8 protein-coding genes are annotated in these 16585 nt (G+C 38.3%); all 8 read right to left on the minus strand.

Going from position 1 to position 16585, the window contains the following annotated elements; translation table 11 throughout:
• Window positions 1-8: 8 nt before the first annotated feature.
• A complete protein-coding gene (locus tag FFJ24_RS12525) occupies window positions 9-3041 on the minus strand; it encodes a TonB-dependent receptor (protein WP_138821808.1) in 3033 nt (1010 codons plus the stop codon).
• Window positions 3042-3296: 255 nt separating this feature from the next.
• Window positions 3297-5132, minus strand: coding sequence for a beta-galactosidase family protein (locus tag FFJ24_RS12530; protein ID WP_138821809.1), 1836 nt, complete (start codon window positions 5130-5132; stop codon window positions 3297-3299).
• A 109-nt stretch (window positions 5133-5241) separates the two neighbouring features.
• Window positions 5242-6360 (minus strand): glycoside hydrolase family 43 protein, encoded by a 1119-nt coding sequence (locus FFJ24_RS12535; protein WP_138821810.1) that lies wholly within the window; start codon window positions 6358-6360, stop codon window positions 5242-5244.
• Window positions 6361-6437: 77 nt separating this feature from the next.
• Window positions 6438-7688: a DUF2264 domain-containing protein gene (locus tag FFJ24_RS12540; RefSeq protein WP_210419511.1), complete on the minus strand. Its 1251-nt coding sequence runs from the start codon at window positions 7686-7688 to the stop codon at window positions 6438-6440.
• Between the two features lie 13 nt (window positions 7689-7701).
• On the minus strand, window positions 7702-8835 hold the full coding sequence (locus FFJ24_RS12545) for a glycoside hydrolase family 88 protein (RefSeq protein ID WP_138821811.1): 1134 nt from the start codon (window positions 8833-8835) through the stop codon (window positions 7702-7704).
• The gene (locus FFJ24_RS12550) at window positions 8835-11006 is read right to left on the minus strand and encodes a family 43 glycosylhydrolase (RefSeq protein ID WP_138821812.1); all 2172 of its coding nucleotides are present in this window, start codon (window positions 11004-11006) and stop codon (window positions 8835-8837) included. Before FFJ24_RS12550 ends, FFJ24_RS12545 begins: the two co-directional genes overlap by 1 nt.
• A gap of 16 nt (window positions 11007-11022) precedes the next feature.
• Window positions 11023-12345, minus strand: coding sequence for a BNR repeat-containing protein (locus tag FFJ24_RS12555; protein ID WP_138821813.1), 1323 nt, complete (start codon window positions 12343-12345; stop codon window positions 11023-11025).
• A 139-nt stretch (window positions 12346-12484) separates the two neighbouring features.
• Window positions 12485-16495 (minus strand): hybrid sensor histidine kinase/response regulator transcription factor, encoded by a 4011-nt coding sequence (locus FFJ24_RS12560; RefSeq protein WP_168202469.1) that lies wholly within the window; start codon window positions 16493-16495, stop codon window positions 12485-12487.
• Between the last annotated feature and the right edge of the window lie 90 nt (window positions 16496-16585).

Below are 16585 nucleotides of genomic sequence, written 5' to 3' on the forward strand. Positions count from 1 at the left end.
ATTATAAATTAACGTAATGAAACATTTAAACCCAATACAAAAGTTCTTGTTATAGGATAATTATTTGTCCAGTCTGCTGCAAACGCCTGTTGATTTGCACTACTATTGCCTGATCCCCTACCGTAAGTAGTTTGTTCAGGATCCCAACCTACCCATTTTGTAAAAGTATACAGGTTACGACCGCTCGCATAAACAGTTAAGCCACCAAGGTGAAGTTTATCCAAGACTGACTGTCCGAAAACATAACTTAATGTCACATCTTTAATTCTGGTGTAACTGGCATCTGAGGCATAGCCATAACCTAAAGTGTTGTTGTAAGAAAGTGCTGGTCTGGTCTGGCTCGCATTTTCTGGCGTCCAGTAACCAATTTCTGCAGGTGTATTTCTTCTTCCGGTTTCATCACCATAACCCAAATCGGTATTGTTTCTCGTCATCCCTTGTGCCGTTTGAACGAAAATGCTCAGGTTGATGTTTTTGTAATGAAAAGTATTGGTTAGACCACCAGTCCATTTTGGTGCTGTTTGACCTAAAATCATTCTATCCCCATCTCCGGTAATTTTACCATCGCCGTTTAAATCAGCAAATTTTAAGCTTCCCGGTTTAGCCGTAGGGTCTTGCTTAGAAACATCCTCTCCCGTTTGCCAAACGCCTGTCATTTGGTAATCATAAACAACGCTAATTGGCTTACCTATAAACCATCTGTTTCCTAAATCGTCTTTTCCATCACCATATAAATCGGTAATTTTATTTTTGTTGGTTGCAAAAACTACCATGGTTTCCCAACGGAAATCTTTTCCAGCAATATTTTGCGTATTTAAGGTTAACTCTAAGCCTTTATTTGTTGTCTTACCTATATTTTCTGAAACTTTTGAGTATCCTGTAATAATAGGCAAACTTCGGCTAAGCAATAAACCACTTGTTTTATTTTGGTAAGCTTCAATACTACCATTAATCCTGTTATTAAGAATTCCGAAATCCAATCCGATATTGGCAGTTTTTGTGGTTTCCCACTGCAATGATGTATTTCCCAGGTTATTTGGAATAACACCAATTGTACTTATGCCGTTGAAAGGGGAACGCGAGGATCCTTCGGTTGTAATGGTATTGTAAACACCAACAGCCTCATTACCTGTTTTACCATAAGACACTCTTAACTTCAGATTGCTGAAAACCTTACCGTTTTTCATGAAGTCTTCGTTAATGATGTTCCAGCCAATTGCTGCTGAAGGGAAAACCCCATATTTAGTTGTGTTTGCACCAAAAACAGAAGAACCATCTCTACGTGCAGTCAAAGTAAGTAAGTATTTGCTATCGTATGAGTAGAATAAACGACCCATTTGAGAGTTCAACCCATATCTATCACGGTAAGATCCACTGGTTTGCGTAGCACCTGCACCAATATTATTTAAACCCAATTCATCATTAATGAAGCCAATCGCACCAGCTGTGGTAGAATTATAGTTACGCTCCTGAGCACTATACAAGGCAGTAAAATCAAAATGATGTTTTTTAATGTCTTTAGAATAAGTTAAGATATTTTCGATCGTATAGCTATTTGTAGATGCATTAAAACTACTTGCCGTACCGTTTAAATCATTTGCTAAACGGCCGACATAGCTTCCATTTTTTTCAGGGAAGTAAGTGTAACCTGCATTTAAACGAAATTTTAAACCGGTTAAAGCACCAGGAAACTTAACTTCAGCATAACCGTTTCCATTAATGTTGGTTGTTCTTCTGATTTGAGTAGTAGTTAAACCAAGCAATGGATTTGTATACAACTGCTCCGGATTCATCGGGTAAATTGTATACGATCCGTTTGTATTATATTCCTGACCATAAGGGCTCATCGCTGTTGCTAACAATAGGTTTGCCCTTCCACCGTCGAAGTTATTACTGGTTAAGAATAATGATGTACCCACAGTTAAAAAACTGGTTACATTAACATCTAAGTTAGAACGCAAACCTATACGTTTAAAATCATAACCTTTAATTACACCTTTCTGATTAAGATAATCGCCTGAAATGAAATATTTAACATCTTCTGATCCGCCAGAGATACCAACATTATGATCCTGAATTACACCTTGTTGTGTTGCCTCTTTAACCCAATCGGTTGTTGTACCAGCATTGTAAGCAGGTAGCTCTCCGATATTCGGAACCGGTCTTTGTTGTACTTGGCCAGTTTGTTTAAGATAGTCTGCGTATTTCTGAGCATACTCAGCACCGCTCCTTGGCTCCAAAATATGAGCAATGTTATCAAAACCTGCATACCCACTGTAGCGGATTACTGGTTTGCCTGTGGTCCCCCTTTTTGTTGTAATTAGAATAACCCCGTTTGAGCCATTTGTACCATAAATTGCAGTTGCACTCGCATCTTTCAAAATTTCAACCGATGCGATATCATTTGGATTGATGTCATTTAATGAACCGCCGGTTTTGGTCAAAGGTACCCCATCCACAACAACATAAGGTCCGGTACCTGCACTTATTGAATTCTGACCTCTGATTAATGCATTTGGCTGGCTACCTGGAACTGAAGATGTCGTGGTAACATTAACACCTGCAACTGCACCTTCAATAGATTGTAAAACGTTGGTAACCGGTAATTGCGATAACCGAGCTTTTGGGACCGAAACTACCGAACCGGTAACGTCGGAACGCTTTTGCGTACCGTAACCTACCACAATTACCTCTTGTAAGTTTTTATCCTTATCCTCTGCAAGAACGATGCTCACTTGCGTTTCATTAGCTACCAATATAGTATTGGTTACATAACCTACAAAACTAATTACTAAGCTTTCTCCTTTTTGAGCTGATATTTTGAAATTTCCATTGGCATCGCTGGCCACCACCTGAGTAGTTCCCTTAACACTAATTGATGCACCTGGAATGGGATTACCTTTATTATCTTTTACTTTTCCAGAAATTGAGATTTGAGCGGTTGTTTGTGCAATTGAATTGTTTGATTTACCTATGGATAGGATTAAAACAAACAAAAACATTACTGCACACTTAGAGGTGTCTAGTAGTTTTCTTTTCATTTTTTATGATTATTTGGTTAGTTAATAATTGAACTTCAAGGAGAGTTCAAAAGGGTAGCCTAATCAAAAATATTTTTATTAAATTTTTAATTTGACCAGATATATAAATTACGCATGAATAACGAATGATTGATTCAGCAAAGTAAACATAAAATCCCAATGGAGTAAGGGGTAATACGGTAATAAATACGGGCTAAATCGTTACTTTTTGTTAAAATTTAGCTTTTTAACCCCTATTCGGAAAATTTCAGACGTTTAGTCTACATTTATTTTTTTTATTGCATTTAAGATCGGTTGATCTATTGCCTTTAAAATATTCTGATCAGGTTTGATCAGCTCTAAAACGGAGATATCATTTTTGCCTTTTTTTAGCCATTCTTGGGGGATATAAAGTGTTTGTTGTGGACCAATTGCCCAATACTTTCCTAAGTTATGCCCATTAACCCATACTACTCCTTTTCCCCAATCGGTCATGTCTAAATAAGTATCCGCAACGGTTGATAGCTGAAAAGAGCCTTTCTGCAATGTTGGTCCGTTTCCATTTGCTTTTGATGAACCAGTTGTGGTAATGCGATCGTTGCCAAGAGGAAAACCATACATCGACCAGTTTTTAATCTCGGCACCATCAAAAGTAACCTGCTCAGTAATTCCCTTTTTGTTTTCCAGTAAATACTTTCCAAAATTTATCCGGCCCATATTCTCCACAAAAATATCAAGCTGTACCTCTCCTGCCGGAAGATCTAATGCTAATGTATTCTGGTTTAACCTGCGGTCTAAAATGCCTGCTCTTTTTTGATTAATGAAAATAAGGGCATAATCTCGCAATTGTTTAAGCTGCAGTTCGCCCTTTTTCCCTCCCTGAATGGTGGTGCGGTATAATACGTAACCGTAATCCTGACTAAGATCCTCAAAAGTTAAAGGTGTACTATTTTTCACCGCTTTAGGCAATGCATTAAACAAAGCTACTTTAGTTCCCAATTTAAAAGGCGCAATGGCCATACTTGGCTTTGCCGCTGGAATTGATGGCAAACTTTGTCCTGCCGGAAGGTGTTTTTCGATCACACTTCTAAATGCCCTGAATTTTTCAGTCACATTTCCTGCTTCGTTTAAAGGTGCATCATAATCATAGCTGCTGGTTTGTGGCTCGTAAGGCGATGTATCCTTGTAGTTGGCGCCATTCATAAAATCGCGGGTGGTCCCTCCATGGAACATATACATATTAATCGAAATACCTGCCGATAAAACAGAGTCTAACTTTTGGGTGTATTGTGCCGCTGGAACAGTGTGATGAGGGGTTCCCCACCAATCGAACCACGCAGGGTACCATTCTGCAATAAAATATGGTCCTTTACCGCCGTGATTTTCATTTACCAATTGCCTGATTTTGGCTGGATTATCAATCCCGTTTAGTGCTGGTAGCAATCCATCTAAATGTCCATCCTTTACATCTGCTGCTGGATCGCAGGTATAAAGCAATCCATCAAAACCTGCTTCTATAAACATTTTCCGGTTGATATCTAAATAGTTTTTATCGGCGGCATAAGAACCATATTCGTTCTCCACCTGTACCATAATAATGTTACCACCATGGTTGATCTGCAATGGTGCCAACTGTTTACCAACTTCAATAATATACTTTTTATACTCATCTAAATATTGCTGTTCAGTACTTCTTACCACAAGACCTTTTTCGGTTTGCAGCCAATAAGGATAGCCACCAAACTCCCACTCCGCACAAACGTAGGGGCTCGGTCTTAAAATAACCCATAAGCCTTCTTGCTGGGCAATTTTTACAAATTCGGCAATGTTGTTATTACCTGAAAAATCAAACTTTCCTTTTTGTGGTTCGTGCAAATTCCAGAATACGTAAGTGCCAATGGTATTTAAGCCCATTGCTTTGGCCATTTTCATACGGGCCCGCCAGGCCTCTTTTGGTACGCGTGGATAGTGCAACTCACCAGAGATAATCTGAAAAGGTTTTCCATCTAATAAAAAGTCTGTTTCTCCCAGCTTAAATGAATGTTTAGGTTGCTGGCTAAAAGCCGATAAGGAGAAACATATCGCCACCAACCAGAGTAATTTTGCTTTCATTTTTTTTAAAAATTATTTTAAGATGATCTGAATTTTAGCCAAAACGGTCCCTTTTGCATGGTTTTATGCAATCCAATCATCAAGGTTTATATAAAATTTTGTTTTTTCTCTATTTTTTAAACACGCTCAGATCCCATTCATCTGCCCAGTTTATCGAAATTTTATCCTGATCAAATTTGATCGGCAACCATAAATAACGACCATCGATTGCATTTTTAGGTGCCCATTTATCTGCCATAAAAATAAATTCACCCTTTTTGCCCGGTGCTGGCAATACATGTGTGCTTTGTCCTCCATAGGTTAATTTAGCACCTTCGCCCTGGCAAGGGTTTCCCATATAAGTCCAGGGGCCCCAGATATTGCTTGCTTTGAACCATCTTGCCGGATTTGGCGCCCAGCCTGTACAGCCTGAACCAACCATATAGTAAGTTCCATTTTTCTTAAACAAAGCTGGTGCTTCGGTTTGCTGCCCTACATAAATTCTGATAAATTTTCCGGTATGCCCTAAATAATCTGGCGTTAATTCAGCTAAATGCAAGGTAAAATTCTCTTCAGAAGAAAATACATGATAGGCTTTTCCATCATCGTCTACGAAAACGGTCATGTCTCTTGCCATTTGTCCACCAGGTAAATCCCTGCAGAAAAAGCCATCACTTTGATTGGCCGGTTGCTGGCAGTTTACCATATCTTTTTCTGCTGTGCCTGATGCATAAAAAGGCATTTTACCTGGATTTGGGCGATAACTCTTGATAAAAGTATATGGACCGGTAGGGCGATCGGCAACAGCTACACCTGATCTGGCTGCTGCATAACCTTTGCCCAAAAGTTCTAAGTGAAACCACATGACAAACTTTTTGGTTTTCTTGTTGTACACCACTTTAGGTCTTTCGAGGATACAGCCTTTGGCAATATCACTGGTCAAATCGTTAGAAACTGGCAAGGCAATGCCTTCATCTTTCCAATTGTATAAATCTTTCGATGAATAGCAATGCACACCTACCTGTGCGGTATTTCCTATTTCTCCTTCGATTTTATGTTCTCCAAACCAATAATAAACGCCTTTGTACTCTACAATACCACCACCATGTGCATTGATGTGAACGCCCTTATCATCTTTCCAAATTTTACCTGGGGTAAAAGAAGTATAGGTTTGCTGTGCAGAAACAAAACTGCTTAAGCCCAAACTAAAGGCGATAAATCCTAAAACAAAACTGATTCTCTTATTCATTATTTTTAATTAACTAATTTTTATATTATACAGAAGTAATTACCCAAATCTTTTTCAATTGTATATCAACCTGTTATTTATTTTAAACTGGCACTATGGTCATTCTCAAAATTCTCGCCGCTCCAGATTTTTTGTGCACTCCATTTTTCTGCCGGGTTGGCCCAAAAAGGATCTGATGCTGGCAAGCCTAAAGGCAAGAAGATATTTGAAGCGATGTATGGACTGCCCTGGTTGTTATAGAAATCGCCTAAATTGGGCTGATCGCCATATAAACCTATTGTTAACCATCCATTTTTATAGGTTGAAGGGCTTTCCAGAGTTTTTCTGATTACGGCTGTTAAAGCGCACCGTACCTGTGCCGGACTTAACTGTTTAGGTAATGCTTTCCTCCAGGCCATATCAGCCAAATGATGAAATGCAGCGCCACGATAAATAATAGAACGACCAGTTGCAGGATAGGTGCCATCGGCGTTGATTAATCTTTCCTGAATGATGGCATATCGTTCATTACGCTTTTTAATCTTCTCGAACATTTCTTTATAACTGCCCGTTTTAGTACCAATGATACTGGCCAAAGTAGCCAGATAAGGATGGATTACATAACTATTGTAATAATCAAAGGCGAATGATGTTCCATCGGTGTACATTCCGTCACCTGTGTACCATTGTTCCATTTGTTGCAGGGCATAATCAACACGCATGGGGTCCCAACTATAACCAAATCTGGCTAAAAAAGCCTCGTTCATTGCTGAAAATAGTAACCAGTTAGAAAAAACAGGCTTAAATCTTCTGGTTGTTAAAATAGATTGCATCATTAATTCCTGGTTTTTCTTATCCAGATTTTCCCATAGCCATGGTGCACGGACTAAAGCAAGGGCTACGTAAGAAGCATCTACCAGTTGTTGTCCGCCGATATCGAAGTTCATAAAATCTTTGGCATTAGAATCTAATGCATTTTTTAACCCCTGAATAGCCCACTCGCGGTATTGTTTCCTTAAAGCCACCTCTTCTGCCGAACCTCCCTCTAACTGTAACCATGGTGCAATACCACTTAAAACCCTACCTAAAACCTCCACATATTGTACTTTAATGCGGTGTTCTTTATTATCTACATGGATAGAGGTAACCTTAGGCATCGCGATCCTTAAACTGTCTTTAGCCAGATTGTATAAAACAGGTTTTACCATCTTATCCATTTGCTGTAACCAAAACTGCCTATCAGTTAGCACCACACCTTTGGTATTTTTAGCTTTCTTTTGTGCAAAAACAGATCCACCGGCCATGATGATCAATAAACCACCTGTAATCAAAATATTTTTAAGTCTCATTTCTCCATAAAATTTAGTGTTTGCTGGATAAATAGCGGTACATTTCGCTTCCTGCCAATAAAAATGCGCCTACACCAAAATTCGCAGTAGCGTTTACATCAACCACCTGACCTGCAATGGCTTTTTCTCCAATCGGCTGTACATAACCCAATTTACCATCAGGTTGTAATGCAGTTTTAGTTAAATATGTCCATGCTTTTTGTGCTGCCGGCCAATAGGTTTTTTCTTTTAAATAACCATTGTTTATCCCCCACAACAAACCATAAGTAAAAAAAGCTGTCCCACTGGTTTCAGGTCCTGGCGCGTGTTGCGGATCGAGGATACTTCTGGTCCAATAGCCTTTTGCTTGCTGGCTTTTAACAATTGCTTTGGCCATACTACGGTACTTAGCCAGGTATTCGTTCCGGTGTGGATCTGTAAGGGGCAGATCTTTTAGTACTTTCGCCAAACCTGCAAACACCCAGCCATCGCCCCTTGCCCAAAAATCTTTTTTGCCATTGGCACTTTTATGTTTTGGATAAACATATTTGGCATCACGGTAATAAAGCTTTTCCTTTTTATCATACATGATGCTGTTGGCGTACATAAAATATTCGTAGAGTTTATCCAGGTATTTTTGATCGCCGGTTACTTTATAAAGTTTGGTCATCACTGGCATTACCATGTACAAGCCATCGGCCCACCACCAATAATCGTTATTGGGTGTACTCATTTCGTATTGCATTACCTCTTTTGCTCTGGCAATTTTATATTCTTCTGGTTTTAAGTGGTATAGATCGATATAGGTTTGAAAGCAGATCTGCCAATCGCCAAACAGTACATGTTCATCTGTTTCGCCATACTTATATTTCCAATTGGATTTATCTGTTGATTTTGCCCCCATCCATTTGTTGTATCCGGCCCAATCTTCTGAATATTTTCGATATGCTTCGTTTTTGGTAACCTCGTAGGCCTCCATGTTGCCTGTGTGATAAGCTGCGTGATCCCAAAAGGCACGCACTTCGGGTTTATTACTGCTTTGCCAATAAGTATTTGCCCGGTTAATCATTTCCAGCACTTCTTCTTTTGACAGCTGGCTCTGGGCATTTACCGCTCCGCTGGTTAAGAAAAAGAATAAGAAAAACACTTTATATAATTTTAAATTCATTAGTGGATTGGTTTAATGCCATTTACTGTTGGTATTACAGGTTTAATGGTTCCATCAGTATTAAATTCCATCTTGTCAATGCAAACTTCGCGGTTGTAACCCGCAGCGTCTCCCATGGAAATTCCTTTTGGCCGGGTAAAACGGTGGTAAACCATATACCATTCGTCTCTGCCATTCACTTTGATCACACTGTTGTGCCCTGTACCGTAGATACCCTGAGTTGCATCTTTTGCCAGAATAAGATTGTTTTTCGGGATGGTCATTTTTCCAGTAGGTGAATCAGAAAAACCATATCTAACCCTGTAATTCTCGCTTCTGGTATCATCTTCCGACCACAAGAAGTAATATTTTCCTTTTCTATAAAACACTTCTGTGCCTTCTCTGAAATCATGATTTGGGGTAATAATTTTAATCGCACTGGTATCAATTGAAATCATATCATCATTTAATGGTGCAACGGCCATGTAGCCATTTCCCCAATACAAATAACTTTTATTGGTTTTAGGATCGTTAAATACGTCCGGATCGATCTCCTGACCGCCTTTGATCCCCTTTGGCTTGCCCGCGATTAAAGCCTTTCCACTATCCTTAAATGGTCCGGCCGGATCATCAGCAATAGCAACACCGATCTTCTGTGCAGCTGTGAAATAATAGAAATATTTATAGATTCCATTTACTTTCTTTTCGATAATAGTAGGTGCCCAGGCATTCCTTTTTGCCCATGAAACGTCTTTTTCAAGGTCTAATATTTTGCCTTCATCTTTCCAGTTAACCAGATCTGCTGAAGAAAAACTTTTAAAATAAGTACCGCTCCAATTGTTAAATCCATCACTGGTTGGATAGATATAATATTTAGCAGTTTTATTGGAATATAAAATCTCAGGATCGGCATAATAGCCTTTTAGCACAGGGTTATTTGCTACTGCAACGCTTACCACGTACGTTTTAGCTTGCCGATCAGGAATGCTCACCTTAATTTTTACAGGGCCTTTAGAAAAATCCAGTTTTCCTTTTGGCACCATGCTGATTTGGTTAAAGGTATTAAACTGCGGATCAAAAGCCTTTAGATCTGTGCCATAATTTACAGGTAAATAAAGTTTCTGGTTCACACTATCCAGAACAATGTTATTTTGGTTGATTGCCTTATTTTTTGCGGTCTGTAGAACAGACTCGACCGTATACCACTGTTTAAGCAAACGACTTAACTCTTGTTGATTAATCGGTAAAATAGTTCCGTGCCTGGGATGAAAATCCATTGTAACATCCTGATCTACTACACTAAAATTTGCTAAATCTTTACTTCTGGTAAACTGGTAACGGCCTTTCATATATACATCATACATCAGGATATACTCATCACTATGGTTCAGCTTAAAAACACCGGCTCCTTCTACGGCCTCTTTAGTTTGCTGCAGATATTTATCCTGTAATACATAACCTTCTGTTAGTTTATTAGAAACTGCCTTTTTAATGCCATTGCCATTACCTTCCGTTTTAAAAAACAGATTGTATTTTCCTTTATCGTAAATAATATCTCCATCAATACAAGAGCCATTGGCTGGACTAAAAAAGAGCTGTTTTGGAGTGGTTTCCAAGTCGGTAAAATCAGCGTTGGCATAAGCGTAATAAATTTTATCAGGCTCATCGCCATTCTTCATCGACCAATAAACCATATATTTTTTGGCAGTTTTATCGTAAATGGTCTGCGGTGCCCAAACGCGTAGCAGATTTTCGTTATTCGGGAAACGTTTTTGAATATCAACAACTGCTGATGTCCAATGAATCAGATCATTTGATTTCAACAATACCATTGCCCTGTTCGAGTTCCAACCATTGGCCGAAACCATATCCGTAGCCACCATATAAAAGGTTTTGCCATCTTCGCCACGCAAAATATGTGGGTCGCGAACGCCGCCTGTACTACTAATCTTTTCTGAAGAAATGATTGCGTTATTGTTATTTAATGCGCTGAAATGATAACCATCGGTACTCACTGCAAAACGAATGGCTTCCTCTGCCTTCGAATTTCCGGTAAAATAGGTAAATAAGTAAGCTACATTTTCTCTTGATTCGGCTTTTTGACCAGAAGTTTTTTTAGGTTGTGCGATTATTTTCCCTGATAAACATATCAGTAATAAAATAATACCATATTTTGTTGATGAATACTTCATTTCTCGGTTAGTTATTCTATTTTTTTGGTTTCCAATCCAATACCTGGACCTGTGTTGGCGTCTGCTCTGCTTTTCCTTCCCCATCTATTTGGGTAACATTTTGTAAAAATAGGCTCAATATACTCTTAGTTTTCCAAAGTTCAGTATCATAAGTGGGCTCCCAATCGCCCATGCTGGTTTTGGTAAGGTCTTTAATTATCCAGTTTTCTGATCCAAGATGATCGTTTAAAGCAATAGATGCCTTGTTTCCTCGTTCGGCATCTCTAAACAATAAACCTGCAGCATAATATTTTCCATTTGGCCAAACGATAATCTGTGGTCGCGAAATTGGAATCCGCTTGGTACCAGTGCCACTTAGACTAAAAGTTGTTTTTCTAAAATTAAGGTTACTTACTTTCCAGCTGCTATCCGTTTTAAAAACCAGGTGATACTGAGGCCCGGTTTCATTCGCTCCGCGCCAATAACCAGCAATAAACACATTACCTTTTGCATCGGCAAACATTGATGTTTGGTTAATCAACTCACTTTGCTGTGGAATTTTTACGGTATACTCTGCATTTGTTGCGGTTATGGGAAGCTGATATTTTTCACCAGTGGATTTTAACCAGCTTATACCTCCATCGGTTGATTTTGCATAACATAAATCATGGTTACTGGCTACATCAGGGCTTTCGCGCCAAACCCACGATAAATGAATGGTCCCAACCTGATCTACTGCAACCTGCCAATAGGCATTACGCTGTCCTTCGCCATCAATCATCCCATCCTGTAAACGTGTCCACTTTTTAGTTTTTAAATCATAAAGATTAATCATGAGGTTTCCGTTTCCAGAGCCCCCATCACGGTAAAAAAACAAAAGATCGCCATTAGCCAGCTTATAAAACTCAGGATAACTGACATTATTTTCCTTTGCAGAAAGCATAACTTCTTTTTTGCCTAAAGTTAACGAACCTGCTGAAACTGATTTGGCGTAGTTTAGATTATTGTTATGCTGCCCCCAGGCAATATGCAGAAAACCATCGCCATCAACCATAATACTGATTGATTTATGAGCATCGGTAGCATCTCCTTTATAAGGTGTGATAACTGACACCCAGCGGGAAGAATTGATTTTGCGTTTAGCCAGTACCACATTTTGTTCGTGATCATAATAAGCAGCATACTGGCTATTTTTAAAGCTAACTAAAGCATTTTTACGAAAAATAACAGTATTTACCGAATTGTTTGCCCAGCCGTTGCTGGCAATAGTACTCAGCTTTGTTTCTTGTGCAACACTCATCAGGCTGATGCCAATGAACACACAGATTAGAAATATACTTTTATTTAGGTATTGATACATTATACGGTTACACTGGTCGGCGTTACATTTGGCAAAGCCGAATTACCGAAATTTTTAAGCTTTACACAGGGGGTTAAATCATACTTTGCAGGGGGTGTTTTAAGCTAAATGCCTTTTAAAACGTAAAATAGCGTAACTTTTATGTTGTAGCATTAACATTGTAGTATTTATGGAAACTTTTCCTGTGTTTTTTTATAAACTCTGACGGTGTTAACTTAAATAACTTTTGAAACTGCTCTCTAAAATATTTACTATCATTTATGCCAACTCTAAAGGCAGCTTCGTTAATATTTAAATTAGTATTGATTAATAATTCAGCAGCTTTTCTTAACCTGATAAAACGAATAAAACCATTTATTGACTGGCCCGAAGTAGCCTTGATCCTTTTATAGAGATTAGAATGACTCATTCCAAGATCAGATGCCAGTGTTTTTACGTTAAAGCTGTCCTCCATCAAATTTTCTTCGATAATCATAATGCATTTTTGAAGAAAGCCCTTATCCTCTTGCGAGACTTTATGGGCATCACTCTTCAAGGTTATTTCATTGTAGAAATAAGACTGAAGATTGGTCCTGTTTTTAATAATGCTATTAATCTTGGCTGTAAAAAGCTCTTTATCGAAAGGTTTACCGATAAAATCGTAGGCACCAACTTCAATTCCTTTAAGTTTTACTTCCGGACTAGGGTCGCCGGTTAGCAGAATTACAGGAATATGGCTTAGGGCAGAATCGTCTTTAATCGCCTTACAGAGTTCGATACCGTTGAGGCCATCCATGTTTACATCAGATATCACAATATCAGGTAAATATTCTTTACAAAGTTTTAGCCCGTCAGTACCGTTTTCGGCCTTGTAAATTTTGAAGTTGTCCTGAAAAATCTGCTTAATGTAATCTATAATTTCGAGGTTATCATCAACAACCAAAATCGAGTGTAAATCTGAGATGAGCAATTCGAGGTTGCCTACATTCTCCGTGTCATTATTTTCAGCTTCCTCTTCTTGTGCAATAAGCTCATTTACATAAGTTAATTCGTTTTGAAAGACATCGCTGTGTTGCAAATCTGGTTCTCCAACCGGGATATCGATCAAAAATATCGTACCCTTTCCCTGATTGGAGCGAAACGAAATTTTACCCTGATGCAATTCTACAAAGTTTTTGGCCAGGTAAAGACCAATACCGAAACCCATTTTCAGCGATTCGTTCGACATGACCTTATAAAATTTATCGAATAACTTTTCACCTACATGCGCCGGTATGCCCGGACCACTATCGCTCACTTCAATATGCACGCGCATGCCAAGGGTTTTAACACTAAATTTTACAAAACCGTGCTTTGGGGTAAATTTAAGTGCATTAGAGAGCAGGTTAAAAAAAACAATTTCGAGTTTGTCTTTATCTGCATAAATATCCAGGTCCTCTTCTTCGCACTCAAATATATAATCGATGTGATTCTGCTTTGCCAAATAATTAAAGCAGAGGAAAATCTCATTTGTAAATTTATATAGGTTGATCCTTACAATTTTCAAGGTATCATTCTCACTTTCCGTTTTTCTAAATAGTAATAACTGATCTACCAGGCTTAACAAGCGCCTCGAATTTCGGTAAACTACATTTAAATCGTTCTTCTCCTGCCCCGGATCTTTTTTATGGATAATATCTTTTATCGGATTAACGATCAGGGTTAACGGTGTTCTCAGCTCGTGCGAAATATTGGTAAAGAAATTTAACTTTTTCTCATTCAGATCCTTTTCACGCTCCATTTTAAAATTGGTAAGTTCCACTTCGTGTTTTAATCTTCTTTGCCGGTTACGATAGGTTTGAAAAAGATAAAACAGGGAAGACCCTATGATGAGGTAAATGGTATATGCCCACCAGGTACGATACCAAGGGGGTAAAATCCGAATGAATACGATCTTTTCGTTGTTGCTCCAGGCGCCTTCGGTATCTGTACTTTTAATGTGCAGTTTATATTCGCCCTCGTCTAATCTGGAATAATAAGCTGTACTCAATTTGTTTACATAATTCCAGTTTCTGTCCCAACCTTCCAGGTAATAAGCATACGAAATCTGGTCCTGAAAAGAGAATTCTATGGCTGCATAATCGATAGAAATTACGGCAGCACTATATGGAATTTCAATATGGGCTAAATTAACAATAGAGATATCGTTATAACCTGAATCCTGGTCCAGTGGAATATTATTGATCCTGAAATCTGTCAGCACCATTTTAGGCATCCTTCTATTTTTCTTTATGCTATCGGGCGAAAACAGATTGAAGCCGCCAATTCCACCAAATAAAAAATCACTATTAGTAAGCTTTAATGCTGCATTATAATTAAACTGATTGCTCTGTAAACCATCAGTAGCATAATAGTTTTTAAAGTTATGGTGTGTAACATCAAATTTCGAGAGACCGTTATAGGTACTGCACCATAAATTGCCTTGCTTATCCTGAAGGATATTGAGTACTGAATTACCTGGCAATCCATCACTCTGGATATATCGCCTTATTTTTTTGGTTTCGGGATCAAAAAGCAATAAGCCTCCACCTTCTGTACCGATCCATATTTGATGATTTAAACCCTCCTGAATGGCCCTGATGGCAAAATTAATTTTTGTATAATGATGTCTTTTATTAATTGGATCTATTTCAATCAGTTCCGTATAGTTCCCAGCCCAAAGTCTGCCTTTCGAATCCTGGAGCAGGCTGTGAATATCTTTTAACTTATGATCGAAAAGTTCAAATTTATCAGCACTTTTATTGTAACGGTATAATGCGCCACCTTTTGTTGTGCCTACCCAAATATTTTGTTTTTTGTCTTGATAAAGCTTCCAGATATTAATATCATCGATGCCTTTAAAAGTATTATGACAGTTATAGTGGACAAATTTTCCGGTTGTTTTATTAAAACGGTCTATCCCTCCGCTAAAACTGGCCACCCAAACATTGTGATCTGCATCATTTAAAATACTCGTAACAAAATTACTCGTTAAGGAGTTTGGATCGCTGGTTTTAGCATAATTAGTAAATATATTTTGCTTTCGGTTCCAAACACTTAAACCACCTCCATCAGTTCCTATCCAAATGTTTTTGTTCTCATCTTCACTAAAAGAGAGCACAAAATTGTTAATTAAGGAATTTCTGTTTAATGGATCATGTTTAATCGTTGTAAACTGCTCATTTTCCGGATCAATGATATTAACCCCTCCACGTAAGGTAGCTATCCACTTTCTGGATTCGCGGTCTTCGTAAACCTGTGCAACAGAATTACTGCTTAGTAAGCCTTTTTCTTTTCCTGCAGGCAGGTAATTCGTCTTTTGATTTTTTGTGTCGTAAACGGTAATTCCTCCCCCATCGGTCGAAATCCAGAGTTTTTGTTTCCGATCAAACAACAAATTCATAATATTCTCATTACTTAAATGCTGGTTGAACCTGGTCAGGCTACCTTTGGTTTTATCAAGCTGAAAAAGTCCGCGTTCTGTTCCAACCCAAAGCATTTGGTTAGTACCTTTGGTCATGCAAGTTACCGAGCGCACCGCAGTATTTACTAAACGAAGTATGTTTTTATCATGATCATATCTACAAAGCCCAACATCTTTTATAAAAAGCCAGAGGGTTTGATTTTCATCTACATATAAAGCTTTTACTGTAAAATCGAAATTTTTACCAAATGGGATCCGTTCTGCTGTGCCACTATTCTTTTTGAGCATGAAAAGACCCTTTTCTTCGGTGGCCACATAAACCACTGAAGACTTACTTATTGCAATTGAATTAATCGCATCACTTACTTCAGTTTTTATGCCTTTATTAAGGTAAATCAATTGATGAAACTTGGAATCGGCATAATCATAATATGAAATTCCTTTTTGTGTACCTACCCAAACCCTGTTATTCTCATCTCCGTTCAATACGGTAATATGATTATTTACCAATGAATGTTCGTCTCCCCACCCATTTCTGAAAACCTTGAAATGATAGCCATCGTAACGGTTTAGTCCGTCATAGGTCCCCATCCACATGAAGCCATAATGATCCAGATACAAAGAATTTACCACATTATTAGACAAACCGTTTTCTACCTCCAGGTATTTAAGGCGAATAGTTGAAGACTGGGCAAAACCAATACCAGCACCCATCCATAAAAATAGCATGAAGCAGGCAGTTTTTTTTTGTATAAGAAACATAGAGAAAACAGTACTGAAGTATTATTTGGTATGGAACGAATATACATATTTTCTTAA

The organism is Pedobacter sp. KBS0701 (genome assembly GCF_005938645.2).
Taxonomy (GTDB): domain Bacteria; phylum Bacteroidota; class Bacteroidia; order Sphingobacteriales; family Sphingobacteriaceae; genus Pedobacter.

Bases quoted from the DNA above. Each gene is read 5' to 3' on its own strand.
- FFJ24_RS12560 (WP_168202469.1), bottom strand. From the start codon at position 16,495: ATGCTATTTTTATGGATGGGTGCTGGTATTGGTTTTGCCCAGTCTTCA.
- FFJ24_RS12555 (WP_138821813.1), bottom strand. From the start codon at position 12,345: ATGTATCAATACCTAAATAAAAGTATATTTCTAATCTGTGTGTTCATT.
- FFJ24_RS12550 (WP_138821812.1), bottom strand. From the start codon at position 11,006: ATGAAGTATTCATCAACAAAATATGGTATTATTTTATTACTGATATGT.
- FFJ24_RS12545 (WP_138821811.1), bottom strand. From the start codon at position 8,835: ATGAATTTAAAATTATATAAAGTGTTTTTCTTATTCTTTTTCTTAACC.
- FFJ24_RS12530 (WP_138821809.1), bottom strand. From the start codon at position 5,132: ATGAAAGCAAAATTACTCTGGTTGGTGGCGATATGTTTCTCCTTATCG.
- FFJ24_RS12535 (WP_138821810.1), bottom strand. From the start codon at position 6,360: ATGAATAAGAGAATCAGTTTTGTTTTAGGATTTATCGCCTTTAGTTTG.
- FFJ24_RS12525 (WP_138821808.1), bottom strand. From the start codon at position 3,041: ATGAAAAGAAAACTACTAGACACCTCTAAGTGTGCAGTAATGTTTTTG.
- FFJ24_RS12540 (WP_210419511.1), bottom strand. From the start codon at position 7,688: ATGAGACTTAAAAATATTTTGATTACAGGTGGTTTATTGATCATCATG.